This window comes from Crossiella sp. S99.2 (assembly GCF_023094165.1).
Taxonomy (GTDB): Bacteria; Actinomycetota; Actinomycetes; order Mycobacteriales; family Pseudonocardiaceae; genus Crossiella.
The window spans coordinates 1-23,252 of record NZ_JALMDK010000002.1 but is presented as its reverse complement, the minus strand read 5'-3'; the positions used below and the strand labels follow the sequence as shown (position 1 = coordinate 23,252).

The window sequence follows — 23,252 nt, the reverse complement described above, 5'->3', positions numbered from 1 at the left end:
ACAAGGATAGGAGTAGGTGACCGGGCTTACTTGTAACAGTCCTGCTCTTTCAGCTCCAGCCGGATCTCGCTCACCGCGTTGTTCCGCATGATGAACCAGTAGTTGGCCGCGGCGTTGCCCGGAGCCGCCACCACCCGCTCGCCGACCGCGCCGTGCGTGGTGCCGGAATCGGTGTAGACCTTGTCGAAATCGGCCACCGGCGCGCCGACGCCGATGCCCTCCGGGGTCCGCTCATCGCCGCGGCCGTGGATGCGCACCACGCCCTTGGTCTTGGAGATCACCACGGTGTAGAAGCCGGCGGGCTTGGCCTTGCCCGCGTAGTCATAGCCCAGGCAGCCGGTGTCGGACTCGGCCTTGGCGTTGGGCTTGATCAGCCCGGTGGCCTCGGCCGCCTCCTTGGTCATGCCCAGCTTGAGCGCGCCGTAGCCGGTGGGCCCGATCTGCGCGGTGCCAAAGGTTTTCGGCGTGGTGGTCGAGGTCGGCGGCCTGGCCGAGGAGGTGGGCGGGGCGCCCGAGCCGCTGCCGACGCCACCGCGGTTGGAGGTGCTGGCCGTGCCGCCCTGGCTCTCCGCCGAGGTGCTGGTCTGCTCGGTCGGACCGGGCGTGCTCGGGAAGGTCAGCGTGGAGGTGTCCGCCGGCTGCACCGTGTTGCTCGCCTCGGGCTGCAGCACGGCGACCGTGCCGGCCACGATGGCCAGCGCACTCAGCGCCCCGGTGGCCGCGATGGCCACCCTGCGGCGCCGCTGCCTGCGCTTGACCCCGGTGAGCACCGCGTGCTCGGCGTCCGGCAGGGGACGTAGCTCCAGCCGATCGTCGGAGAAGAGCCTGCGCAGCTCGTCGTCGACGTTCATCGTTGATCCCCTCCTCCGACCAGTGAGCCCAGTTTTCCTCGCAGCGTCACCATGGCCTTGCTGGTCTGACTCTTGACCGTGCCGTTGCTCACTCCGAGCGCCTCCGCGATCTCGGCTTCGGAAAGCCCGTCGTAGTACCGCAGCACGATCACCGCGCGCTGCCGCGGCGGCAGGTCCCGCAGGGCCTGCCACAGCGGCTCGTTCTCCAGCCGGTCGGCCTGCTCGTAGGACTGCACGTCCGGCAGGTCGGCGACCAGGCTCTCCTTGCGCACCCGGCGCCAGAAGCTGATGTGCGTGTTGGCCATCGCCCGCCGCACGTAGGCGGTGGGGTTGGTCGACTGCCGCAGCACGGTACGCCACCGCGAGCCGATCTTCTCCAGCACCGACTGCACCAGGTCGGCGGCGTCATGTGGATTGCCGGTGAGCGCGTGTCCGTAGCGCAGCAGTCCGGGCAGGGACATGCGGACGAACTCACCGAAGTCTTCCTGCACCGTGGCTCCCCCGGCCGCGCTGTCCACCACGTCCACCGCGCTCGGGACGGCAGGCGCGAAACCCACCCCCGTCCCGAACACCCAGCCCGGTGCTGCCACCGCCGACGCTCCCCTCAGTGCGGCCCGATCGCGGGCCCCCGACATGAGGTTCACGTCTGGTCGCGCGCCAGGGTTGCCCTGGCGCGACGACCAGTTTCTCCGTTACCTGAGCGTGACCTGACGGCCGCGCAGGCCGTCCCGGGACCGGCGCTCGGCCTCGGAGAGCGGTTCGGTGTCCAGGGAAGCCAGCGCCGCGGACAGCCGTTCGCCGAGTGCGGCGGTGGGCTGAGCCCATTCCTTGGAGTGCTGCTCGCGGTCGACGTCCCAGACCGGCACCAGCAGTCCGTGCGCGCGGAAGGAGCCCGCGAACCGGGAGCCCTCGCCCAGGTCGTGCTCGCCGTGCTCACCGCGCACGGCCAGCCGGGCCAGCGCGGCCAGCAACCGCTCTTCCGGCTCGGGCCGGACCCAGCGCACGTGCGCCTTGTCCCCGGCGTCGACCCAGTAGGCCGCGTGCACGCCCTCGGCCACCACCGGCTCGGTGGGCATGATCGCCGCGTTGGCCCGTTCCAGGGACAGCGCCACATCGCTGTTCTGCTCGGCGTCGGCCGGGATCCACCAGGAGAAGTCGGCGTGCAGCTCGACCTCCAGCCGTGCCTCGGGCTGCAGCAGGTCCTGCAGCCGCAGGGTCTCGCCCTCGGCCGCGGCCGGGGCCACCGAGAGCGCGTTGCCCGGCTCGGCGGTCTGCGCCCAGCGCAGCGCGCGGGCCAGGTCGCCGCTGATGTCGCCGGTGCGGGTCTGCACCTGCAGGCCGATGAAGGCGGCGCCGTCGGTGCGGACCAGCGCGGCGGCGGCCATCGGCAGCACGGTGGCCACCGTGATCGGCCGCGGCCCGGCCTCGGTCAGCGTCAGCGCCGCGGTGGCCGAGGGCACGAACTCACGCAGCGCGATCAGGTCGGTCTCCACGGCCAGACCCTCGAACGGGCGGATGACCATGACATCGGCGGCCGACCCGCCGTGGCAGGCCTTGTACCGCTTGCCGGAGCCACACGGACAGGGCTGACGCGGCCCGATGCCACCCTCGGCGGCTTGGTTCTTGCGCTTGGCCGCGGTGCGCTTGGCCATCCGGTCCTCCTAGGGAAACTGGTGATCTGCCGGACCGTAGCAGGGGGGTAAACGGGTATTTCCACCAAGGACACCGCCACTCGGATGGACGAGTGACACGCCCAGGACTTACCGTCGGTGATCGTGCTTCCCTTTGATCCCAGCGACACCGCGTTCATCGCGGACCCCTACCCGCGGTTCGCGCAGTTGCGGGCGGAGGGGGAGGTGCACTGGCACCCCGGGCTGGGCCTGGCGGTCGCGGTCTCGCACTCGGCCTGCTCGGCGCTGCTGCGGCACCGCGCGCTGGGCCGGATCTGGCGGGACGCCTGCCCGGTGGACGATTTCGCCGCGTTCAACCTGTTGCACCGCAACTCGTTGCTGGAGAACGAGCCGCCCAAGCACACCCGGCTGCGCAAGCTGGTGGCCACCGCCTTCGCCCGCGGCCACACCGAACGCCTGCGCCCCTGGGTGAACACCCTGGCCGACCAGCTGGTGGACACCCTGGCCGCCCGGATCGCGATGGACGAGCAGGCCGATCTGCTCAAGACGGTGGCCGAGCCGCTGCCGGTGGAGGTGATCGCCGAACTGCTCGGCGTGCCCGCCCAGGACCGGCATCTGTTGCTGCCCTGGTCGCACACCATCGTGAAGATGTACGAGTACGGCCTGGCGCCGGACAAGCGGCTGGCCGCCGAGGCCGCGTCCGCGGAGTTCGTGACCTACCTGCGCGACCTGGTCGAGCAGCGCCGGACGCACCCGGGCGAGGACCTGGTGAGCGATCTGGTCTCGGTGGCCGACGCCGACGGCGAGCGGCTGACCTCCGACGAGCTGGTGGCCACCGCGGTGCTGCTGCTGATGGCCGGGCACGAGGCCACGGTGAACGTGGTCGGCAACGGGGTGCTGGCCCTGATGCGCCACCGCGACCAGTGGGACCGCCTGGTCGCCGAGCCGGAGCTGCTGCCGAGCGCGGCCGAGGAGCTGATCCGGTACGACTCGCCGCTGCAGCTCTTCGAGCGCACCGCCACCGCCGAGGTCGAGATCGCCGGCTACCGGCTGCGGCCGGGCGAGAAGATCGCCGCCCTGCTCGGCTCGGCAGCCCGGGATCCGGAGGTCTTCACCGACCCGGACCGGCTGGACCTGGGCCGCTCCCCCAACCCGCACCTGGGTTTCGGCGCGGGCATCCACTACTGCCTTGGCGCGCCACTGGCCAGGGTCGAGGTCACCGCGATCCTGGACGCACTGCGCCGCAGACTGCCGGAGCTGGCCCTGGCCGGCGAGCCGGAACGCCGGTCGGAGTTCGTGATCCGCGGCCTGCACACGCTGCCGGTGACGGCCTAGCGGACGGCGTCCTTGGGACGTTCCCGGCGGGGCAGCTCGGGCAGTTCGACGCCGCGCACGCTGATCAGTTCGTAGCGCTGCACAGCCGCCGGGTTCACCGGGGCCAGCAGCGCGTTGTACCGCTTGAGCAGGCGCACCGAGCGGATGGCCACCACCGCGAGCAGGGCGTCGGCCAGCAGGTGCCACAGCACGCCGTCGGCCTGGGCCTGCACGCCGGCGCGCAGCGACCAGAGCAGGGTAATCCCGGAGACCAGCAGGCTGGCGGCCCACCAGCCCCACCAGTGCAGCAGCTCGCGGGAGGGCCGGGGCCGCTCCGCGCTGGGCTTGCCCAGGATGGTGTGCTCCAGCTCGGCCAGGGTCGCCCCGGGCAGCACCAGGTTCACCCCCGGCACCAGCACCCCGGCCACGACCTGCCAGTTCGGCCGGTCCGGGCGGGTGCTGGTGAGTTCACCGGCGACCTGGCGGGCGCGCAGCAGCCACAGGATGCCGACCAGCGCGGCCAGCACCGCGCTCACCGGGGTGACCACGCCGCCGGTGACCACCAGCGCGTCGGAGGTGTAGAGCAGTCCGGCTGGCAGCACCGAGTCCCGGCTGACCAGCAGCAGGATGTAGCGCAGCAGTTCGGCCCCGGCGGTGAACGCGGCGGCCACGCCGGTGATCCAGAGCAGCGGCGCCGCGCTGCCGGCCAATGCCCGCATCCGGTCCACCGGCTGGGCCACCGGCTTGTCCGCGCCGGGCACCGTGGTGGGCCAGCGCCAGGTCAGCGCGGGGAAACCCCAGCGCGGCGGGGCCGGGTAGGCGGGCGGGCCGGAGTAGTGCGGGTCGGGGCGCCGGGACCGGTACGGGCGCAGCGGAACGGGCGGACTGGCCACCCAGTCCACCCGCATCGGCTGCATTGGCTGCATGCGCTCAGATCACCGTCGGTTCGGCGCCGGACTCGCCGACCAGCGGACGACCCGCGGCCTGCCAGAGCTGCATGCCGCCGTCGACGTTGATCGCGTCCCAGCCATTGGAGTTGAGGTAGGCGGTGACCCTGGCCGAGCGGCCACCTGCGCGGCAGATCACGTGCACCAGCCCGTCATTGGGCAGCTCCTCCAGGCGAGTAACCACCTCGCCCATCGGGATGTGCTTGGCGCCCTCGGCGTGCCCGGCCGCCCACTCGTCGTCCTCGCGGACATCAAGCAGGTAGGCATCCTGCGGGACCTCGTGCGCTGCCAGCGACGGCACCTGAGACGGGTTCACCTGTCGATAGTCCCACGGCCAGGTGTGGCGGCAGCGTGAACTCAGCCGAGGTCGGCCATTGCCTCGCCGATCTGGACCACCTGTTCCCGGCTCAGCGCCAGGCCGTCCATGCCGACCTGCTTGTCGGCGGGCATCGGGGTGCCGTCGCTGGTGAGCGAGCCCGCGGTGACCGTGACGTTGTAGAAGCGGCCGTTGGGCGTGTACACGCCGAGCCTGCGGGTCGGCTGCTTGCCGCCGTAGTCCTCGTCCTGGAACAGCTGCAGCACCGCGCCGTCCGGGCGGATCCGGCGCAGCGGCTCCTGGCAGGGCACGCCGGAGCTGTACCGGTAGGACTCCGCGGCCAGCGTGGGCGGCCCGCCGAAGCGCCCGGCCTCCAGCCGGACCGTGCCGGGCGTGGCCTTGCCGGGCACGACCACCGCGAGGTGACCGCGGTTGGCGTTGACGTAGTTCTGGAAGCTCACCTTGACCCGCTCGCCTGCGGACTTGCTGACCGCCTCGACGAAGGCGGGCAGGTAGCGGTCCTCCGGCAGGATCGCGCGGCCGTTGGCCGGCGGGGTCTGCGGGCCGCTGCAGTACTGCTGCGGCAGCTTGCTCGCCCCGGTCGAGGTGGCATCGGGCGCGCTGGTCGCCGGCGCGGTCTCCAGCTGGGTCCAGCCCGGCAGGTCCAGCGCGGGTTGCCTGCTGGTGGACGGCGCGCTGCTGGTGGCGGCGGGTGGCAACGCGGTGTGGTCGCCGTTGAACAGGCTGCCGGAGATCGCGGTCGCGCCGAGGCCGATGACGCCGACGGCGACCACCACCCCGGCCACCGCGCCGACCCTGGTGACCAGCACCCGGCGCTTGCCGCGCCGGATCACCTCGGCCACATCGGTGCGTACCGCGGGCGCGGGTGTGTCCACGACCCGCTGGAGCGCGTTCCGCACGTCCTGCTCGTCGTGCCACATCTCGTTCACCGCCTCCGTACCTCCACTTTCAGCGCCCGGCCGACAACAGCGGCGGCGGGGTCTGGCCAGGTTCGGACGCCCCGTCGGTGCCGTTGGCGGCATGGTAGGCGGCCCGCAGGGTCTGCAGGCCGCGCGCGGTCTGACTCTTCACCGTTCCGGTCGTGCACCCCAGTGCCTCAGCCACCTGTTCGACCGAGAGGTCCTGGATGAACCGCAGCACCAGCACCGCGCGCTGGCGGGGCGGCACCTGCTGCAGGGCCGCGGTGAGCGCGGCCCGGTCCTCAGCGGCCCCGTGGTCGGCTTCCACCGGCTGGTCGGGCACCTCGGCCACCGCGTGCTCGCGGGCCCGGCCCCGGCGCTTGGTGTCCAGGAAGGCCCTGGTGAGCACCGTGCGCAGGTAGGCGTCCGCGGTCTCCCGGTGCACCTTGGGCCAGCGGGCGTAGACCCGCACGAACGCGGTCTGCGCCAGTTCCTCGGCCTCCGACCAGTTCGCGCAGAGCGCGTACCCGATCCGCCGCGCCGCGTCGAACCGGGCAGCGAAGAACTCGGCGAAGCCGTCATCGCGTCGCGCCAAGCTCCTGCCTCCTCGTGAACTGCCCGGTCTGCTGCCTATACGCCGGGGAGGAAACAAGGGTTGCACCGGGCACCGGGCGAAGTCTGTGCAGTTCCTGTCACGAAATGTCACAAAGTCTGTGACACAAGAAAAGCGGCCTCCCACCTGGGGAGACCGCCTTCTTGTCGATCAATGGCTCAGTGCTGTGTGGCCTTCTCGGCGCCCGCGCCGGTGAGTGCGCGGACCTCCATCTCGGCGTACTTGGCGTCGTTTCCAGGGTCCTTGCTGAAGACCGTGCCCAGGTAACCGAGCAGGAAGGCCAGCGGGATGGAGACGATGCCCGGGTTGTCCAACGGGAACAGGTGGAAGTCCACCCCGGAGATCATCGAGTTGTCCCGGCCGGAGACCACCGGCGAGAAGACGATCAGCAACACCGTGCTGCCCAGGCCGCCGTAGATGCTCCACAGCGCGCCAGTGGTGTTGAACCGCTTCCAGAACAGCGAGTACAGGATGGTCGGCAGGTTCGCCGAGGCGGCCACCGCGAAGGCCAGCGCCACCAGGAAGGCGATGTTCTGCCCGTTGGCCAGGATGCCGCCCAGGATCGACACGATGCCGATCACCACCGCGGTCCGCCGGGCCACCTTGACCTCGGCGTCCTTGTCGTCCACCTGGCCGTTCTTGATCACGTTGGCGTAGATGTCGTGCGCGAAGGAGGCCGAGGCGGTGATGGTCAGGCCGGCGACCACCGCCAGGATGGTGGCGAAGGCGACCGCGGCGATGAAGCCCAGCAGCAGCGTGCCGCCGATCTCGAAGGCCAGCAGCGGCGCCGCCGAGTTGGCCTTGCCGGGTGCGGCCAGGATCTTCTCCGGTCCGACCAGGGCCGCCGCGCCGTAGCCCAGCACCAGGGTGAACAGGTAGAAGATGCCGATCAGCCAGATCGACCAGACCACCGAGCGGCGGGCCTCCTTGGCCGTGGGCACGGTGTAGAAGCGCATCAGGATGTGCGGCAGGCCCGCGGTGCCCAGCACCAGCGCGAGGCCGAGCGAGACGAAGTCGAGCTGGGTCAGCCCGCTCTTGCCGTACTGCAGGCCCGGGCCGAGCAGCTTCTCGCCGACCTTGGGGCTGTTCTCCACCGCCGCGCCCAGCAGCGCGGAGAGGTTGAAGCCGTACATGCCCAGCACCCACAGGGTCATCACACCGGCGCCGATGATCAGCAGCACCGCCTTGATGATCTGCACCCAGGTGGTGCCCTTCATGCCGCCGATCAGCACGTACAGGATCATCAGCGCGCCGACGATGGCGATCACGATGGCCTGGCCCCAGCTGTCCTTGATGCCCAGCAGCAGGGCGACCAGGCCGCCCGCGCCGGCCATCTGGGCCAGCAGGTAGAAGAAGGAGACCGCCAGCGTGGACAGCGCGGCCGCGGTGCGCACCGGCTTCTGCTTCATCCGGAAGCTGAGCACATCGGCCATCGTGTACTTGCCGGTGTTCCGCAGCAGCTCCGCCACCAGCAGCAACGCCACCAGCCAGGCCACCAGGAAGCCGATGGAGTACAGGAAGCCGTCGTAGCCGTAGACCGCGATGGCGCCCGCGATGCCCAGGAAGGAGGCCGCGGACAGGTAGTCACCGGCGATCGCGATGCCGTTCTGCGGTCCGGTGAAGGCCCGCCCCGCGGCGTAGTAGTCCGCGGCGGACTTGGTGTTCTTGCTCGCCCGGAACACCACGATCAGCGTGATCACCACGAAGCCGGCGAAGATGCTGATGTTGAGTGCGGGCGAGCCGGTCGCGGCCTGGGCCAGGGTGATCGGCGCGCTCACTTGTCGCCCCCTTCGATCTGTTCCCTGATCCGCTCGGCCGCCGGGTCCAGGTGCTTGTTGGCGTGCCGGACGTAGAGGGTGGTGATCAGGAAGGTGGACACGAACTGGAGCAGGCCGAGCACCAGGCCGACGGTGATGTTGCCGGTCAGCTTGGTGCTCATGAAGCCGTGCGCGTAGTCGGCTAACAGCACGTAGACCAGGTACCAGCTGAGGAACAGCACGGTCATGGGGAACACGAACCTGCGTAGCCGCCGACGTAGTTCGGCGAATTCAGGGCCGGACTGGACAGCGCTCCAGACTTCCGGGTCTGGCGCTCCGCCCGTCTGCGGCCGCTCGGTGGTGCTCACGATCCGGCCTCCTCGCTGGGGGTGTTGGACCGGGACGTTAGTAGAGACCCAGGTCACTCGACCAAGGCTCGAACGAGGGACTGCGACCAACAGTCGGGTTAGGCGATAAACGGTAGTGATTGCACGTTAAGTGGCTCGCCGGTTGGATGTCATCCGAACGAGTGACAGAGTGTCACTCCTCGGTGGAGTTAGTTCAACCTCGGTGACGGCCTGTGGACTGCCGGGCCTTCTCCTCCGGAGTCCCGTACTTCTGCACCTCCCGGTCCTTGGTGAAACCGAGCCGGTCCGGGGCGTGCAGGCGCAGCATGATCTGGGAGACGTCCGGGGGTATCCGCCGCCGGGACAGCTTGCTCACCACCACCATGGTCACGAACGCCACCGGCACGGTGACCGCGGCAGGCTGCTGCAGCAACGGCACCGCGGCCCAGCCGCCGGTGCTCGCGCTGACGAAGTTCAGGATCGTGGTCAGCAGGGTCAGCCCACCGCCGGCGATCATGCCGGCCGCGGCGCCGACCGAGGTCAGCCCACGCCACCAGATACCCAGCACCAGCAACGGGCAGAACGTGGACGCGGCGGTGGCCAGCGCCAGGCTCACCGCCTGGGAGACATCCAGCGAGGCCGCCATCAGCGCCATTCCCAGCGGCAATGCCCCGGCCAGCAGCGCGGCCAGCCGGAAGTCCTTGAACCGCCCGGCCAGCACGTCGGTGAACAGCACCCCGGCCACGCTGACCACCAGCCCGGAGGCGGTGGAGAGGAAGGCGGCGAAGGCGCCCGCGGCGACCAGCGCGGCCAGCAGCTTGCCCAGCCAGTTGTCCAGCATCGCGGTGGGCAGCAGCAGGATCGCCACGTCGGTCTTGCCGGTGACCAGCAGCTGCGGCACATACAGCCGGGACAGCGCGCCCAGGATGGTCGGGAACAGGTAGAACGCGCCGAGCAGGATCAGCACGTACAGCGTGGTCCGGCGGGCCGCCCGGCCGTCCGGGTTGGTGTAGAAGCGGACCAGGATGTGCGGCAGGCCCATGGTGCCGAGGAAGGTCGCGAAGATCAGCGAGTAGATCTTGAACAGGCTCATCCCGTTGCCGTCGGCCTGCTGCGGCCGCAGCCAGTCGTCGTTGCGCGCCGGCGAGCCCTTGACCACCGGCACCGCGCTGCCCGCCGTGAAGTGCAGCTTGGTGTCCGCGCCGATGTCGTGCGGGGTGCCCGGCCCCCAGATCGCCTCGCCCTTGGCGGGCGCGCCGTCCACCGTGCCGTATGCCTCCAGCCGGACCCCCTCGGCCACCTGCACCCGGACCGGGGTGCTCACCGTGACCACGGTGTCGGTGGGGAAGGTCGGCGGCAGCGGCTCGTTCAGCGCCCGCTGCGGCCGGTCGTCGTTGAGGAAGACGATCACCAGCAGGAACGCGGGCAGCGAGATGGCCACCAGCTTCAGGTAGTACTGGAACGCCTGCACCATGGTGATCGCGCGCATGCCGCCGCCGACCACGTTGATCACCACCACCAGCGCCACCCCGGCCACCCCGATCCAGGCCGGCAGATGGGTCACCGTGGAGAAGGTCAGCCCGGCGCCCTGGAACTGCGGCACCAGGTAGAGCCAGCCGATCAGCATGACCACCCAGGTGGACAGCCTGCGCAGGTGCGGCGAGCCCAGCCTGGCCTCGGCGAAGTCGGGCACGGTGTAGGCGCCGGAGCGGCGCAGCGGGGCGGCCACGAACAGCAGCAGCGAGAGGTAGCCGGCGGTGAAGCCGACCGGGTACCAGAGCGCGTCCGGCCCGTCCCGGAACACCAGGCTGGCCACACCGAGGAAGGAGGCCGCGGAGAGGTACTCACCGGAGATCGCGGCGGCGTTGTTGCTGGCCTTGACCCCGCGGGAGGCGACGAGGAAATCCGAGGTGGTCTTGGAGCGCCAGGAGGCGACGAAGCCCAGGGCGAGGGTGGCCAGCACGGCCAGCACCACGCCGACGAGCGACCACTCGTTGGGCCCCAAAGTCCCGGGGCTCCTAGTTCTCGACCATGTCGATGAAGTCCTTCTCGTTGCGCTCGACCACGCGGTTGTAGAGCGCGCCCACGCCGATCAGCAGCGGGTAGGCGGCCGCGCCGAGCAACAGCCACGGCAGCCGGACCCCGAACAAGGTCGCCGAGGCCACCGCCGGGAACAGCGCGAACAGCAGGGGCAGGCTACCCAGGGCGACCGCGGTGATCACCGCGAGGGTGACCGCGACGATGAGCTGCTTACGGATGAGCACCCGCACCACCTGCTCGCCGATCTGGGTCTGCTGCTCGATGTGCACCATGGTGCGCACGACCTTGCGCGCGCCCCGCCGCTCGGCGAGCACCACCTTGACCCGGCGTCGCCGCCGTTCCGCCTCCTGCTCGGCCCCCTCGTCCTCGGGCGGGCCGGGCTGGGTCACCGATGACCCCAGTTGTTCTTCGGCGAGCGCACCAGCCGGTCCTTGAGTTCCCTGGTGTGTCTGCGGCTGACCGGCAGCTCGACCGCGTCGTCCCCGCTGCCCACCCGCACGGTGTAGCCGGAGGTGGCCATTTTCAGCTCGGTGATCAGCCCCATGGCGACCAGGTAGGAACGGTGGATGCGGACGAACCCGGCGTCCCCCCAGCGCTCCTCCAGCTGGGCCAGCGGGATGCGCACCAGATGGCTGCCCTCGGCGGTGTGCAGGCGGGCGTAGTCGCCCTGGGCCTCCACGTACCGCACCGCGGCCCGCGGGATCAGCTTGGTGGTGCCCGCCAGCTCGACCGGGATGACCTCCTCGTCCACCGGCTCCTCGGCGGGCGGGGCCATGGTGGCCATGGAGGTGCGCTCGATCAGCCGCAGCACCCGCTCCAGCCGCTCCGGGTTCGGCGGTTTGCTGATGTAGTCCAGCGCCCCCAGGTTGTAGGCGGCCAGCGCGTGGTCACCGTGCCCGGTGACGAAGACCAGTGCGGGCGCGTCCTTCAGCCCGGTGATCACGGTGGCCATCTCCACCCCGGACAACCCGGGCATCTGGATGTCGGCGAAGACCGCGTCCACCGCGGGCAGCCCGGCGGCGATCCGCTGCTGCAGCTCCGGATCCTGGCCCCGGATGATGCGCAACGCCTCCAGCGCGTCCGATGCCTCCAGAACCCGGCGCACCCTGGGGTTCTGCCGCAGCAGGTAACACAATTCGTCCAGGTTCTTGGGCTCATCGTCGACCGCCATGACGATGAGTCCGGGGGGGCTGCCGTTGGTACTCACAGTGAGGTCAATCCTGCCGATACGTGGTGCCGACTGTCCACGAGCGAGCCACCCGCCAACGGGGTGACGCTGTTGATCGCTCACCTATTACTTGGCTTGAACGAGCGAGTCAATGCGCGGTGACGCGTCGCGGGAAAGATCAACCCACTCAGGTCATCTGCACGTGCCGACAGTATCACCCACAGTGATCAAACTCCGAGTTCGACATCCCCCCGCCGGGCTCGCACGATGCCGGCGATCCTGGCGACCTCGGCCACCTGTTCACAGCCCGAAACGCGACCACATCGCCCGGTGTTCCAGCGCCTCGATGGCCGCGCCGCCGATGCCCAGCCGGGCCAGCAGCGGCCGGCGCGGTTCGACCACCGCGATCTCCGCGTCCGGCCAGCGTTTCTTCACCACGCCGCGCAAAGTGCCAATTCCGTCGACCAACCCGAGTTCCGCGGCCTGGTCGCCCAGCCACACCTCGCCGGTGAAAAGCTCGTCCGGTCCGCCGTTGAGTTTCCCGCCGCGGCGTTGCGTGACCCATTCGCCGAAGCGTTCGTGCAACCGGGACTGGAGGCCCTTGAGCCATTCCACGTCCTCGGCTTTCTCCGGGCTGAACGGGTCCAGGCGGACCTTGTTCTCGCCGGCGGTGTGCACCCGGCGTTCGATGCCGAGGCGGTCGAGCACGCCGTGCAGGCCGAAGCTGGAGCTGACCACGCCGATGGAGCCGACCAGGGAGGTGGCGTGGGCGTAGATCTCGTCGGCGGCGCAGGCCAGCCAGTAGCCGCCGGAGGCCACCACGTCCTCGCAGAAGGCCAGCACGGGCACCTTCTTGGTGGCGGCCAGTTCCCGGATCCGGTCGGCGACCAAGGCCGACTGGGTGGGGGCGCCGCCGGGGGAGTTGATCGCCAGTGCCACGCCGACCAGCCGGTCGTGGCCGAAGGCGCGGTGCAGCGCGGATTCCATGGTGTTGATGTTGATCGTGTTCCTGGCCAGCGGTGACGGGGTCGGGCTGATCACCCCGTGCAGGCGGACCACGGCGACGACGGGCGAGCGGTCGACGCGCTCGCCGATCATGGGCAGTTTCTTGGCCAACCGCTCGGCGACGTTCATGGTGCCGAGCCTACGGAAAAACCGCCGGAACGCCTGATCAGCCTGCCGCCTGGTGGGCTTCCTCCTGCTTGCGCCCCACCGCATCCGGCCAGGTCGGCGGCGGCGCGTGCACACCGGCGGTGAACTTCGGGACCCGCATGCTGATCTTCGTGCCCGCGCCCAGGTTGGTCTCCACGACCAGGCCGTAGTCGTTGCCGAAGAAGGAGCGCAGCCGGTGGTCGATGTTGTTGATGCCCACGTGCGCGCCGGTGAAGTGCGAGTTCAGGTCCTGGGAGAGCCGCTCCGGGTCCATGCCCACGCCGTCGTCCTCGACGCTGATGGTGGCCTCGGCCCCGTTGTCCGCGGCCACCACGGTGACCGTGCCGCCGCCCGGCTTGTTCGCCAGGCCGTGCCGGACCGCGTTCTCCACCAGCGGTTGCAGGGTCAGGAACGGCACCGCGACGGAGAGCACCTCGGGCGCGATGCGCACCTGCGCGTTGAGCGCGTCGCCGTAGCGGGCCCGCTCCAGGGTCAGGTAGCGCTCGACGTTGTGCAGCTCCTCGCCCAGGGTGGTGAACTCCCCCGCGGTGCGGAAGGAGTACCGGGTGAAGTCGGCGAAGTCGAGCAGCAGGTCCCGCGCCTGTTCCTGATCGGTGCGCACCAGCGAGGAGATCGTGGTCAGCGCGTTGTACAGGAAGTGCGGGGAGATCTGCGCACGCAGGGCGCGGACCTCGGCGATGGCCAGCCGGGAGCGGGACTCCTCCAGCTCGGCCAGTTCCAGGTGCGTGGTGATGTAGCGCGAGCCCACCTCGGCCGCCCTGGACAACCGGCGCCCGCCGACCGCGGAGGCCACCAGCAGCGAGCCGACCATGATCCCGTCGACCTCCAGCGGGGCCACGATCGCGTGCCGCAGCGCGCACTTGTTGACGTCGCAGTCCATCATCCCGTGACTGGTGGTCTCGGTGGTGCGATGGATGATCGCCTTCTCCACGGTGGGCCGGAGATCCTCGTAGTGGTAGTTCGCCTCACCGGCCCAGGACAGCACTTCGCCGTCCCCGTCGGTGAGTGCGACCGCCACACACCCGAGCATCTCCTTCAGGTGCGGGGTCAGCTCATCAGCCGACCGCACCGACAGGCCCTCGCGCAGGGTCGGGGCAGCATCAGTCACCCGGTGCAGGGCGGTCAGCGTCGCGTCCTCCATCGAGGTGCTGACCCGCCGTGCCCGGCACAGCAGGACAAAGGCGGCGAGAACGGCGATACCCGCCAGGACCGCCATGGCCGATCGCTCAGTGAGCAGTTCACCCACGGCGTCCATGCTGGGCCCAGGATGCTGAATCTGCAACCACCCCGTCACTCGGAGATGGCACCAAAAGGATGAACCGTAGACATCGGAGGTTTTCCGAGGCAGGGTGTCCGCTGTGCGCACAGCAGGTGGAGAGGCCATGCGGGTCGGATTGTTCGCGACCTGCCTGACCGACACGTTCTTCCCGGAGACCGCCAAGGCCACCGTGCGGCTGCTCGAACGGCTGGGCTGCCGGGTGGAGTTCCCGCTGGCGCAGACCTGTTGCGGGCAGATGCACTTCAACTCCGGCTACGCCAAGCAGGCCAAGCCACTGGCCCGCGGCTACGCCGAGGTCTTCGGCGACTACGACGCGGTGGTCGCACCGTCCGGCTCCTGCACCGGCATGGTCCGCGACATCCACCCCGGCCTGACCGCCTCCCCGATCGCCGCGCGCACCTACGAGCTGTCGGAGTTCCTGGTGGACGTGCTCGGCGTGACCGAGGTCGGCGCCTACTTCCCGCACCGGGTCACCTACCACCCGACCTGCCACTCGCTGCGCATGCTCGGCGTCGGCGAGAAACCGTTGCGGCTGCTGCGCGCGGTGCGCGGGCTGGACCTGGTCGAGCTGCCCGAGTCGAGTTCCTGCTGCGGGTTCGGCGGCACCTTCGCGGTGAAGAACGCCGAGACCTCCACCGCGATGCTCACGGACAAGATGCACCACGTGATCGGCACCGCGGCCGAGGTGCTGACCGCGGGCGACAACTCCTGCCTGATGCACATCGGCGGCGGGCTGTCCCGGCTGCGCAGCGGGGTGCGGCCGGTGCACCTGGCGGAGATCCTGGCGAGCACGGAGGAGGAACCATGGTCGTCCGCAACCCGGTGACCTGGCTGGGCACCCCGGCCTTCCCCAAGGCCGCCAAGGACGCCCTGGCCAACACCCAGCTGCGCCGCAACCTGCGCAACGCCACCAGCACCATCCGCGGCAAGCGCGCGGCCGCGGTGGCCGAGCTGCCGGACTGGGAACGGCTGCGCGCCGCCGGGGCCGCGCTCAAGGACGAGGTGCTGGCCAACCTGGACACCTACCTGGTCCGGCTGGAGGCCGCGGTCACCGCCCGCGGCGGCACCGTGCACTGGGCCAGGGACGCCGCCGAGGCCAACGCGATCGCGCTGCGGCTCATCCGGGCCACCGGCGAGACCGAGGTGGTCAAGGTCAAGTCGATGGCCACCGCGGAGATCGGCCTGAACGAGGCGCTGGCCGAGGGCGGGGTCACCGCGATCGAGACCGACCTGGCCGAACTCATCGTGCAGCTCGGCGAGGACCGGCCCTCGCACATCCTGGTGCCCGCGATCCACCGCAACCGCGCGGAGATCAAGGAGATCTTCCAGCGCGCCATGCCGGATGTGCCCGCGGATCTGACCAGTGAGCCGCGCGCGCTGGCCGAGGCGGCCCGGCGGCACCTGCGGCGCAAGTTCCTCTCCGCCAAGGTGGCCATCTCCGGCGCCAACTTCGGCGTGGCCGAGACCGGGTCGATCGTGGTGGTGGAGTCCGAGGGCAACGGCCGGATGTGCCTGACCCTGCCGGAAACCCTGATCACCGTGATGGGCATCGAGAAGGTGGTGCCGAGCTGGCCGGACCTGGAGGTCTTCCTGCAGCTGCTGCCGCGCTCCTCCACCGCCGAGCGGATGAACCCCTACACCTCGGTGTGGACCGGCGTGACCCCCGGCGACGGGCCGCAGAACTTCCACCTGATCCTGCTGGACAACGGACGCACCGCGACGCTGGCCGACAAGGTGGGCAGGCAGTCGCTGCGCTGCATCCGCTGCTCGGCCTGCCTCAACGTGTGCCCGGTCTACGAACGCACCGGCGGCGATGCCTACGGCTCGGTCTACCCGGGCCCGATCGGCGCCATCCTCACCCCGCAGCTGGTCAACGACCCCAAGGACAAACAGGCCGCCTCGCTGCCGTTCGCCTCCTCGCTGTGCGGGGCCTGCTACGAGGTCTGCCCGGTCTCGATCAACATCCCCGAGGTGCTCACCCACCTGCGCGCGCGAGTGGTGGAGAACAAGAGCAGCCTGGCGCCGGAGGCGATCGCCATGCGCGCGCTGGCCTGGGTGATGGCCGACGCCAAGCGCTTCGAGCGGGCACAGCAGGCCGGCACGCTGGCCCGGTTCCTCGGCCGGGACGGCAAGATCACCCGGCTGCCCTGGCCCGGCTCGAAGTGGACCGACGTCCGCGATGTGCCGGTGCCGCCTGCCGAATCGTTTCGCAGCTGGTGGAGGAGGAACCGCGGTGACCAGTGACGCCCGCGCGGTGATGCTGACCCGCATCCGCACGGCCCTGCGCGATCAGCCGAAGGCCGCGCCGGTCCCGCGCGACTACGACCGCACCAGGGACGTCGGCGATGTGATCGAGGTGCTGGCCGAGCGGGTCGCGGACTACCGCGCCGCGGTGCACCGGGTGCACGCGGACCGGCTCCCGGTGTGGATCGACGCGCTGCTGGACGCCCGCGGCGCGCGGCGGATCGCGGTGCCCGCCGATGTGCCCGCGGACTGGCTCAACGACGAGCTGACCTGGCTGGCAGACCGGCCGCCGCTGTCCATCGAGACCCTGGACGGCTGCGACGGCGTGCTCACCGGCTGCGCGGTGGCCATCGCGGAGACCGGCACCATCGTGCTGGACGCCGGGGTGGCCCAGGGCCGGCGGGCGCTGACCCTGCTGCCGGACTACCACCTGTGCGTGGTCCGGGCCGATCAGGTGGCAGCCACCGTGCCGGAAGCGCTGGCCAGGCTGGACCCGGTGCGCCCGCTGACCTTCATCAGCGGCCCGTCGGCCACCAGCGACATCGAACTGGACCGGGTGGAGGGCGTGCACGGCCCGCGCACCCTGGAAGTGCTCATCGTCGAGGGCTGAGCTACTTCAGCAGCCGGGACATCCGCCGGTCGGCCAGTGGCTTGCCGCCGGTCTGGCAGGTCGGGCAGTACTGCAGGGACTTGTTCGCGAAGGACACCTCGCGCACGGTGTCCCCGCACACCGGGCAGGGCAGGCCGGTGCGCGCGTGCACCCGCAGCCCGGCGCGCTTCTCGCCCTTGAGCCGGGCCGCGGCCTGGCCGACCGAGCGTTGCACCGCGTCGGTGAGGATCTCCCGCATCGCGCTGAACAGCCGGTCCACCGCGTCCTCGGCGAGGCGGCCGGTGGTGGCGTACGGGGAGAGCCGGGCGAGGTGCAGGATCTCGTCGGAGTAGGCGTTGCCGATCCCGGCGAGCACGGTCTGGTCGGTCAGCGTGGTCTTGATCCGCTCCCCGCGCCCGGCCAGCAACTCACCCAGTTCGGGGCGGCTGAGCGCGAGCGCGTCCGGGCCGAGCCGGGCGATGCCGGGCACCTGCGCCGGATCGGTGACGATGTAGACGGCGAGCCGCTTCTGGGTGCCGGCCTCGGTCAGGTCGAAGCCGGGGGAGGAGCCGGGCGGGCCCAGGTGCACGCGCAGCGCGAGCGGACCGCGGCCGGGTTTGGGCGGGACGGCGCTCAGCTCGTCGGACCAGCGCAGCCAGCCGGCCCGGGAGAGGTGGGTGACCAGGTGCAGGTCCCCGCAGTCCAGCGCGAGGAACTTGCCGAAGCGGGACGCGCCGGTCACCGCCCGGCCGTAGAGGTCGGTCGGCGGGGGCGCGACCGTCTTCAGCACGGTCATCGACGCCAGGTCGATCCTGGTCACCGTGCTGCCGACGGCATGCTCACGCAGGTGGTGGGCCAGCGCCTCCACCTCGGGCAGTTCGGGCACGCGGCCAGACTACGTCAGTCCACCGGTTGCAGCGGGCCGTCGAAGGCGGGCGAGGAGTACACCTCGATGTCCCTGGCCACCTTGATCGCCTCCTGGCGCATGGCCAGGAAACCGCGCACGTTGCCCACCCAGCGCTCCGGCCCGGCATCGTCCAGCTCACCGGGGGTCTCCGCGACCACCGTCCACGGCCTGCGGATCACCCAGCGCAGCGGGAAGAACAGGAAGACCAGCGCCAGGGCCAGGATCAGCCAGGGCGGGATGATCACCGCGGCCGGTGTCCAGATGATCAGCACGGCGGTGAGCAGCACCATCAGCGTGGCCATGAGCACGGCGGCGCCGTGGCCACCGCTCACGTCGTGCTCGAACTCGTCCATGCCCGCCGGGCTGGACCACTCGACGTTGGTGCGCACGGTCCACTTCCGACCGTCCGCACCTCGTACCAACCGCGTCATGCGTTCCTCCTCAGCCGCGGGCGTCGGTCACACGGACGCCACGACCGCTCACTGAGCGTGTGTCCACGGTACCGGTTCGGCGATGGGCCCCGAGGGTGAAAATCAATGGCTCGGAACTACCGTTCGGTCGCATCCGGCCCCTGGCTGTCACCCGGGGGATTCTGCCGGGTCATGATCGTTGTGGTCCAGCCGGGTGAGCCCCCAGCGCAGCCAGTCACCACGCCCGACCTGCTTGTTCACCAAACCGACCCCCCCGGCGAGACCCGGTTGCCCGGCCATGTACTGTTACCCACAGCGATCGGGGCCACGGCCCAGAGAGCGTGCGGATGTAGCGCAGCTGGTAGCGCATCACCTTGCCAAGGTGAGGGTCGCGAGTTCGAATCTCGTCATCCGCTCGCAATAGAAGGCGAGTGCTCGTGGAGCACTCGCCTTTTTGCTTCGCCATCACACTGGGGGTGCGACCCCCAGACCCCGCTCGGGGGCAAGCCCCCGAACCCCCCGAACCCCGGTTGCCTGTTTTCGGGCGCAGCGGGCGAGGATTCTGGCTACTTCTTCTGGCCGGGACACCTGTGGGCACGGCCCGCCGGTGAGTTCCTCGGTTTCCATTTCTGGGACTGTCAGTGCGGCTTTTTTCGCTACCTGGTCTTCGGGGTCGCCTACGTAGGTCTGGGGTGCGGTCAGCCAGTCTTGCTCGGGGGTCGACTCCGGTGCCGGCACCTCCGCGGTCAGCCACACCACGTGAGCGAAACGGAATCGGGCCAGTGCTCCTGGCACGTGCGCGCCCGCGTTGCCGTGTACGACCAGTACCGGCGAGGTCGGCGAACGTTGAGCGGCCCAGGCGATCCGATCCGCCTGGTCCTCGCCTTGCCCGGATGAAATGTCGACGAGGAGACAGCGGTCCCCGCGGTCCTCCAGGTCCTCGACCAGCGCCGCCCAGTCGTCCTGGGTGGATCCGGTGCCGTTGACCAGCACGAACGTCGCCAAACTTCATCACTCCAGTCGACTGCGCGCACGGTGATGGGGCGATACCCATTCCAACCAGACCTGGCCCATCCTCGGCTACAGCCAGACGGGGTGCAGGCCCGTGACCCCGGACACTGTCGGTGCCGCGGGTTAGGTTTCCGGCATGGTCACACCGGAGGAGCTGAGCAGCCTGGCCCTGGCGCTGCCCGAGGCGCACGAGCGCCCGGCCTGGGGACGTACCTGTTTCCGGGTGAAGGACAAGATCTTCGCCTCGATGTCACCCGATGGGGTCGAAGTGGCGATCAAGGTCGCCGAGGACGAGCGGCTGGCGCTGGTGGCCGGGGACCCGGACACCTTCAGCGTGCCGCCGCACTACCAGAACTGGGGCATGGTGGTGGCCCAGCTCGACACCGTGCAGGCCGATGAGCTGGGCGAACTGCTCACCGAGGCCTGGCGGATGACCGCGCCCAAGCGCCTGCTGGCCGCCTTCGACGCGGGCTGACCGCGGCGGCGCCACCAGGGCGACGCCGCCGCGGACCGGGCTAGCGATCGAGGTAGGCCCGGTGGTTCTTGCTGAACTCGGCGTTGTTGAACCGGTCCCAGTTGATCGACCAGGTCATCAGGCCGCGCAGGCTGGGGTATTTCGCCCTGGGTTTGTAGGACTCGCAGTTGCTGCCCTTCATCAGACAGTCCAGCACCTTGTGCACCGCGGCGACCGCGGTGTGCCCGTTGCCCGCGTTCGGGCTGGCCGGCAGGCCGAGCGCGATCTGGTCCTGGCGCAGGGCGGGGAAGTGGTTGTTCGGATCGCCCTTGACCGGGAAGCCGCCGAGCACCATGTCCGCCATGGCCACGTGGAAGTCGACGCTGGGCATCTGCTTCCACTGGTTGTCCAGGCCCATGATCGGCCCGGAGTTGTACTGCTGAACGTGCAACAGGGTCAGGTCATTGCGCATCGCGTGGATCACCGGCAGGTAGGACCCGGCCCGGTTGTCCGCGCCACCGCTGCCGCCGTAGTGCTGGTAGCCGAGCTGGACGAAGAAGGTCTCCGGCGCCATGGTGAGCTGGAACCCGCTGCCGTACTTGGCTTTCAGCGTCTTCAGCGCGGAGATCAGGTTGACCACGACCGAGGTCTTGGGCGCCTTGAAGTCGGTGTCCCCGGAGTCCAGGTAGAGCGAGTGGCCCTCGAAGTCGATATCCAGGCCGTTGAGCCCGTACCGGTCGATGATCGCGCTGACCGAGCTGACGAAGGCGTCCCGCGCCGCCGTGCTGGTGAGCTGGACCTGACCGTTCTGCCCACCGATGGAGATCAGCACCTTCTTGCCCTGGGCCTGCTTCGCCTTGATCGCGGCGGTGAACTCGGCTTCGGACTCCACGTTCGGGCATTCGGCCACCGGGCAGAGCTTGAAGCGCAGGTCGCCGGAGGTCACCGAGGTCGGCTCGGCGAAGGCGAGCTGGATGATGTCCCATTCGGCGGGCACATCGGCCATCCGGATGTAGCCGGACCCGTTGGCGAAGCTGCTGTGCAGGTAGCCGACCAGCAGCTTGTTCCCGGCAGGCGGCGGAGGGGTGGTCGTGGTCGTCGTCGCGGTGCTGGTCGAGGTGGTGGTCTTGCTGGTGGTCGTGGTGCTGGTCGGGTTGGTGGACCCGCCGTCACAGGGACTGCCGTTGATCCGGCAGTTCACCGGGGCCGCGGTCCCGGCCGCGTTGAAGCCGAAGGTCGCGCTGGCGCCGGGCGCGAGGTTGCCGTTGTACTCGCGGTTGGTGAAGACGTAGTGGCCGCCGGCGTTGGTCTGCAGGGCGTCCCAGTAGGCGCCGACCGTGGTGCCGGCCGGGAGGTCGAACTCCACCTTCCAGCCGGCGACCTGGCTCCCGGTGTCGTTCTTGAGCGTGATCTGGCCGGTGTAGCCGCTCTCCCAGGACTGTTGTTTGACGAACGAGGCGGTGACCCCGGCCGCGTGCGCCGGCACGAACCCGGCCAGGGCGATGCCGAGCACCACCGTGAGCACTGCCGCCACCCGAGCAACGAGGATCTTGCGTGACATCGTTTCCTCCCACCATTTCCGGCGTGGAGCGTCGGCTGGTGGGACAACGAGGGTCCGGGCGGCGAAAAGACCTGCACAGGCCCACCAGGTGTCCTGGAATTGGACTAGACCACGTGGGCGGTGTCAAGAGTATGAACGGCTAGCGCAACGCGTGCAGGTAGGCAGCCATGGCCACCCGCTGGGCCAGTCGGCCGATCGGCCCGGTCCACCGCGCGAGCTGCCCGCCCGGCCGGGACACCGCGGTGATGGTGAACTCCACCGCCCCATCCGATCCCTGGACCAGCACAAAGCTTTCCTCGCCGGTCACTGGGTGCCCCGGCAAGGTCCCGTACCCGAACCCGTACCGCCGAGCCTCATCCACCCGCCACACCACCCGGCAAGGCCCCACGACCGAAATCGGCCCAAACCCCAGCACCGAGACCACGGTGTCCCCCACCTCTTGCCGGGCTTCCCCCTGCCCCGCTTCCCCCAGGTAGATCCCGCGTCCAAACCCCCGATGGGTCGCCCAGTCCCGCAACGCCAGCCGGGCCCGCGCGAACTCCGCCTCCCCCTGCCCCAGCCGCAAGGTCCGGCTGACCCGCCGGTACCCGGGCGGGCACTCCGCCTCCCGGGTAACCCCGACCTCCGCGTAGGTCACCTCGGCCTGAGCCGCCCGGTCCCGGATGCGCGCCAACCGTCCACTCATGCCCCCAGTCTTGCGCCACCAGCGAAACCTGCCCCACCCCCGCCCCCACCCGTGCCAGCGTGGCCAGCATGAAGGTGGTCTTCGCGCACGGCGCCCTGGTCCGCGACAGTGTTTGGTGGTGGAGCCGGATGTCCCCCCGGCTGGCCGAACACGGCCTGTCCAGCGCAACGCTGGACCTACCGAGCTTGCCACACCGGTGGCGGTCTGCACACCGACGCCGACGCCCTGAAAGTCTTACTGGCCAACACTTCCGATGAGGTGATCCTGGTCGGCCATTCCTACGGCGGGATGGTCATCACCGATGCGGGCACCGCCCCCAACGTCCGGCATCTGGTCTACCTCACCTCGTTCCTGGCCGACACGAACCAGTCCCTGGCCGGCTTCGCCGGCCCAGAACCCGCGCCCCACCTGGAATTCCACCCGGACGGCACCCTCAGCCTCCGCCCCGAAGACCTCCGCGCCCGCTTCGCCCAGCATTGCGACGACGAAGCCTACGAAGGCGCCCGCGCCCGCCTGACTCGCCAATCCCAACTGGCCCTGGCCCAACCACCCCGCACCGCGGCCTGGCAGTCACAGCCCACCACTTACCTCGTCTGCGCCCAGGACCGCGGCACCCCACCGGAGGTCCAACGCGAACAGGCCACCCGCGCGAACAAGGTGATCGAACTGAACAGCGACCACCACCCGTTCCTGTCCCAGCCCGACCAGCTCACGAACGTCCTGGTCGAGATCAGCCGGCAGTGATTCGAACGCAAAAAAAGCGTGTGGCCCCAGAACCGAAGTTCTGAGGCCACACGCAAATTTAGTTCGGCGGCGTCCTACTCTCCCACACGCTCACGCATGCAGTACCATCGGCGCTGGAGGACTTAGCTTCCGGGTTCGGAATGGGACCGGGCGTTTCCCCTCCGCCATAACCACCGAAACACTATGAAAGATCACCAACAACACACACTCAAAATGTGTATCTAGTTGGTTCTTTCAGAACCACACAGTGGACGCGTAGCAACTTTGTGAGCAAGCCCTCGGCCTATTAGT

Annotated in this window: 25 protein-coding genes, 1 tRNA gene and 1 rRNA gene; 7 read left to right on the top strand and 20 right to left on the bottom strand. The window is 69.9% G+C overall.

The features are described from left to right. Positions 1-26: 26 nt before the first annotated feature. From MZC64_RS06465 to MZC64_RS06455, 3 genes are all read right to left on the bottom strand, one after another. Positions 27-851: a hypothetical protein gene (locus tag MZC64_RS06465; RefSeq protein ID WP_247760981.1), complete on the bottom strand. Its 825-nt coding sequence runs from the start codon at positions 849-851 to the stop codon at positions 27-29. Then, complete coding sequence (locus MZC64_RS06460; RefSeq protein WP_308300988.1) at positions 848-1,342, bottom strand: SigE family RNA polymerase sigma factor; 495 nt, start codon at positions 1,340-1,342, stop codon at positions 848-850. Before MZC64_RS06460 ends, MZC64_RS06465 begins: the two co-directional genes overlap by 4 nt. Before the next feature lie 201 nt (positions 1,343-1,543). Continuing rightward, on the bottom strand, positions 1,544-2,503 hold the full coding sequence (locus MZC64_RS06455) for a DUF5926 family protein (RefSeq protein ID WP_247760980.1): 960 nt from the start codon (positions 2,501-2,503) through the stop codon (positions 1,544-1,546). Between the two features lie 123 nt (positions 2,504-2,626). Here MZC64_RS06455 and MZC64_RS06450 point away from each other — a divergent pair, with 123 nt between their 5' ends. Beyond that, the gene (locus MZC64_RS06450; RefSeq protein WP_247760979.1) at positions 2,627-3,817 is read left to right on the top strand and encodes a cytochrome P450; all 1,191 of its coding nucleotides are present in this window, start codon (positions 2,627-2,629) and stop codon (positions 3,815-3,817) included. Here the strand turns inward: MZC64_RS06450 and MZC64_RS06445 are convergent. From MZC64_RS06445 to MZC64_RS06395, 11 genes are all read right to left on the bottom strand, one after another. Beyond that, positions 3,814-4,722 carry a DUF4328 domain-containing protein gene (locus MZC64_RS06445; RefSeq protein WP_247760978.1) on the bottom strand — a complete coding sequence of 303 codons (909 nt, stop codon included), beginning with the start codon at positions 4,720-4,722 and terminating at the stop codon, positions 3,814-3,816. The genes MZC64_RS06450 and MZC64_RS06445 overlap by 4 nt on opposite strands. A 4-nt stretch (positions 4,723-4,726) precedes the next feature. After that, the gene (locus MZC64_RS06440; protein WP_247760977.1) at positions 4,727-5,059 is read right to left on the bottom strand and encodes a rhodanese-like domain-containing protein; all 333 of its coding nucleotides are present in this window, start codon (positions 5,057-5,059) and stop codon (positions 4,727-4,729) included. 41 nt (positions 5,060-5,100) lie between these two features. Next, positions 5,101-6,009 carry a hypothetical protein gene (locus MZC64_RS06435; RefSeq protein ID WP_247760970.1) on the bottom strand — a complete coding sequence of 303 codons (909 nt, stop codon included), beginning with the start codon at positions 6,007-6,009 and terminating at the stop codon, positions 5,101-5,103. 19 nt (positions 6,010-6,028) lie between these two features. Then, positions 6,029-6,574 (bottom strand): SigE family RNA polymerase sigma factor, encoded by a 546-nt coding sequence (locus MZC64_RS06430; protein ID WP_247760968.1) that lies wholly within the window; start codon positions 6,572-6,574, stop codon positions 6,029-6,031. Positions 6,575-6,750: 176 nt separating this feature from the next. Next, positions 6,751-8,370 (bottom strand): cation acetate symporter, encoded by a 1,620-nt coding sequence (locus MZC64_RS06425; protein ID WP_247760966.1) that lies wholly within the window; start codon positions 8,368-8,370, stop codon positions 6,751-6,753. Then, positions 8,367-8,717 carry a DUF485 domain-containing protein gene (locus MZC64_RS06420; protein ID WP_185001105.1) on the bottom strand — a complete coding sequence of 117 codons (351 nt, stop codon included), beginning with the start codon at positions 8,715-8,717 and terminating at the stop codon, positions 8,367-8,369. The genes MZC64_RS06425 and MZC64_RS06420 overlap by 4 nt, the downstream gene beginning before the upstream one ends. A 193-nt stretch (positions 8,718-8,910) precedes the next feature. Further along, on the bottom strand, positions 8,911-10,701 hold the full coding sequence (locus MZC64_RS06415) for a cation acetate symporter (RefSeq protein WP_247760964.1): 1,791 nt from the start codon (positions 10,699-10,701) through the stop codon (positions 8,911-8,913). Positions 10,702-10,714: 13 nt separating this feature from the next. After that, positions 10,715-11,125, bottom strand: coding sequence for a hypothetical protein (locus tag MZC64_RS06410; protein ID WP_247760962.1), 411 nt, complete (start codon positions 11,123-11,125; stop codon positions 10,715-10,717). After that, positions 11,122-11,907 (bottom strand): LytTR family DNA-binding domain-containing protein, encoded by a 786-nt coding sequence (locus MZC64_RS06405; protein WP_247760960.1) that lies wholly within the window; start codon positions 11,905-11,907, stop codon positions 11,122-11,124. Before MZC64_RS06405 ends, MZC64_RS06410 begins: the two co-directional genes overlap by 4 nt. A gap of 297 nt (positions 11,908-12,204) precedes the next feature. Beyond that, positions 12,205-13,038: a S49 family peptidase gene (locus tag MZC64_RS06400; protein WP_247760959.1), complete on the bottom strand. Its 834-nt coding sequence runs from the start codon at positions 13,036-13,038 to the stop codon at positions 12,205-12,207. Between the two features lie 37 nt (positions 13,039-13,075). Then, positions 13,076-14,332: a sensor histidine kinase gene (locus tag MZC64_RS06395; RefSeq protein ID WP_185001100.1), complete on the bottom strand. Its 1,257-nt coding sequence runs from the start codon at positions 14,330-14,332 to the stop codon at positions 13,076-13,078. Positions 14,333-14,459: 127 nt separating this feature from the next. On the opposite strand from MZC64_RS06395, the gene MZC64_RS06390 reads away from it, so the two are divergent. Genes MZC64_RS06390 through MZC64_RS06380 form a run of 3 tightly spaced genes read left to right on the top strand, consistent with a single transcriptional unit; the run spans position 14,460 to position 17,210 of the window. Then, positions 14,460-15,182: a (Fe-S)-binding protein gene (locus tag MZC64_RS06390; protein ID WP_247760957.1), complete on the top strand. Its 723-nt coding sequence runs from the start codon at positions 14,460-14,462 to the stop codon at positions 15,180-15,182. Further along, positions 15,161-16,600: a LutB/LldF family L-lactate oxidation iron-sulfur protein gene (locus tag MZC64_RS06385; RefSeq protein ID WP_247760955.1), complete on the top strand. Its 1,440-nt coding sequence runs from the start codon at positions 15,161-15,163 to the stop codon at positions 16,598-16,600. Before MZC64_RS06390 ends, MZC64_RS06385 begins: the two co-directional genes overlap by 22 nt. Before the next feature lie 13 nt (positions 16,601-16,613). Then, positions 16,614-17,210, top strand: a complete 597-nt coding sequence (locus tag MZC64_RS06380) for a lactate utilization protein C (RefSeq protein ID WP_247761628.1) — start codon at positions 16,614-16,616, stop codon at positions 17,208-17,210. Position 17,211: 1 nt separating this feature from the next. Here the strand turns inward: MZC64_RS06380 and MZC64_RS06375 are convergent, their stop codons facing one another. Both MZC64_RS06375 and MZC64_RS06370 read right to left on the bottom strand, forming a co-directional pair. Continuing rightward, positions 17,212-18,075 carry a DNA-formamidopyrimidine glycosylase family protein gene (locus tag MZC64_RS06375; RefSeq protein ID WP_247760946.1) on the bottom strand — a complete coding sequence of 288 codons (864 nt, stop codon included), beginning with the start codon at positions 18,073-18,075 and terminating at the stop codon, positions 17,212-17,214. 14 nt (positions 18,076-18,089) lie between these two features. After that, positions 18,090-18,527 (bottom strand): DUF983 domain-containing protein, encoded by a 438-nt coding sequence (locus tag MZC64_RS06370; protein ID WP_185001095.1) that lies wholly within the window; start codon positions 18,525-18,527, stop codon positions 18,090-18,092. Positions 18,528-18,849: 322 nt separating this feature from the next. Here MZC64_RS06370 and MZC64_RS06365 point away from each other — a divergent pair. After that, positions 18,850-18,922 (top strand) — tRNA-Gly (locus tag MZC64_RS06365). A gap of 49 nt (positions 18,923-18,971) precedes the next feature. Here the strand turns inward: MZC64_RS06365 and MZC64_RS06360 are convergent. Further along, a complete protein-coding gene (locus MZC64_RS06360) occupies positions 18,972-19,511 on the bottom strand; it encodes a hypothetical protein (RefSeq protein ID WP_247760944.1) in 540 nt (179 codons plus the stop codon). Positions 19,512-19,653: 142 nt separating this feature from the next. Here MZC64_RS06360 and MZC64_RS06355 point away from each other — a divergent pair, with 142 nt between their 5' ends. Further along, positions 19,654-19,992, top strand: a complete 339-nt coding sequence (locus MZC64_RS06355) for an MmcQ/YjbR family DNA-binding protein (protein ID WP_247760942.1) — start codon at positions 19,654-19,656, stop codon at positions 19,990-19,992. 40 nt (positions 19,993-20,032) lie between these two features. On the opposite strand, the gene MZC64_RS06350 is transcribed toward MZC64_RS06355, so the two are convergent. Further along, on the bottom strand, positions 20,033-21,532 hold the full coding sequence (locus MZC64_RS06350) for a chitinase (RefSeq protein ID WP_247760940.1): 1,500 nt from the start codon (positions 21,530-21,532) through the stop codon (positions 20,033-20,035). Positions 21,533-21,671: 139 nt separating this feature from the next. Next, the gene (locus tag MZC64_RS06345; RefSeq protein WP_247760938.1) at positions 21,672-22,217 is read right to left on the bottom strand and encodes a DUF1990 family protein; all 546 of its coding nucleotides are present in this window, start codon (positions 22,215-22,217) and stop codon (positions 21,672-21,674) included. A gap of 258 nt (positions 22,218-22,475) precedes the next feature. On the opposite strand from MZC64_RS06345, the gene MZC64_RS06340 reads away from it, so the two are divergent. Then, positions 22,476-22,961 carry an alpha/beta hydrolase gene (locus MZC64_RS06340; RefSeq protein ID WP_247760936.1) on the top strand — a complete coding sequence of 162 codons (486 nt, stop codon included), beginning with the start codon at positions 22,476-22,478 and terminating at the stop codon, positions 22,959-22,961. A 61-nt stretch (positions 22,962-23,022) separates the two neighbouring features. Here the strand turns inward: MZC64_RS06340 and rrf are convergent. After that, positions 23,023-23,139: ribosomal RNA gene (gene rrf, locus MZC64_RS06335) — 5S ribosomal RNA — on the bottom strand. Between the last annotated feature and the right edge of the window lie 113 nt (positions 23,140-23,252).

What these genes read in the sequence shown, in the direction of transcription:
- MZC64_RS06465 (WP_247760981.1), bottom strand. Translation starts at nt 851, where the DNA reads ATGAACGTCGACGACGAGCTGCGCAGGCTCTTCTCCGACGATCGGCTG.
- MZC64_RS06455 (WP_247760980.1), bottom strand. Translation starts at nt 2,503, where the DNA reads ATGGCCAAGCGCACCGCGGCCAAGCGCAAGAACCAAGCCGCCGAGGGT.
- MZC64_RS06445 (WP_247760978.1), bottom strand. Translation starts at nt 4,722, where the DNA reads ATGCAGCCAATGCAGCCGATGCGGGTGGACTGGGTGGCCAGTCCGCCC.
- MZC64_RS06405 (WP_247760960.1), bottom strand. Translation starts at nt 11,907, where the DNA reads ATGGCGGTCGACGATGAGCCCAAGAACCTGGACGAATTGTGTTACCTG.
- MZC64_RS06400 (WP_247760959.1), bottom strand. Translation starts at nt 13,038, where the DNA reads ATGAACGTCGCCGAGCGGTTGGCCAAGAAACTGCCCATGATCGGCGAG.
- MZC64_RS06395 (WP_185001100.1), bottom strand. Translation starts at nt 14,332, where the DNA reads ATGGACGCCGTGGGTGAACTGCTCACTGAGCGATCGGCCATGGCGGTC.
- MZC64_RS06390 (WP_247760957.1), top strand. Translation starts at nt 14,460, where the DNA reads ATGCGGGTCGGATTGTTCGCGACCTGCCTGACCGACACGTTCTTCCCG.
- MZC64_RS06385 (WP_247760955.1), top strand. Translation starts at nt 15,161, where the DNA reads ATGGTCGTCCGCAACCCGGTGACCTGGCTGGGCACCCCGGCCTTCCCC.
- MZC64_RS06380 (WP_247761628.1), top strand. Translation starts at nt 16,614, where the DNA reads ATGCTGACCCGCATCCGCACGGCCCTGCGCGATCAGCCGAAGGCCGCG.
- MZC64_RS06370 (WP_185001095.1), bottom strand. Translation starts at nt 18,527, where the DNA reads ATGACGCGGTTGGTACGAGGTGCGGACGGTCGGAAGTGGACCGTGCGC.
- MZC64_RS06355 (WP_247760942.1), top strand. Translation starts at nt 19,654, where the DNA reads ATGGTCACACCGGAGGAGCTGAGCAGCCTGGCCCTGGCGCTGCCCGAG.
- MZC64_RS06350 (WP_247760940.1), bottom strand. Translation starts at nt 21,532, where the DNA reads ATGTCACGCAAGATCCTCGTTGCTCGGGTGGCGGCAGTGCTCACGGTG.
- MZC64_RS06345 (WP_247760938.1), bottom strand. Translation starts at nt 22,217, where the DNA reads ATGAGTGGACGGTTGGCGCGCATCCGGGACCGGGCGGCTCAGGCCGAG.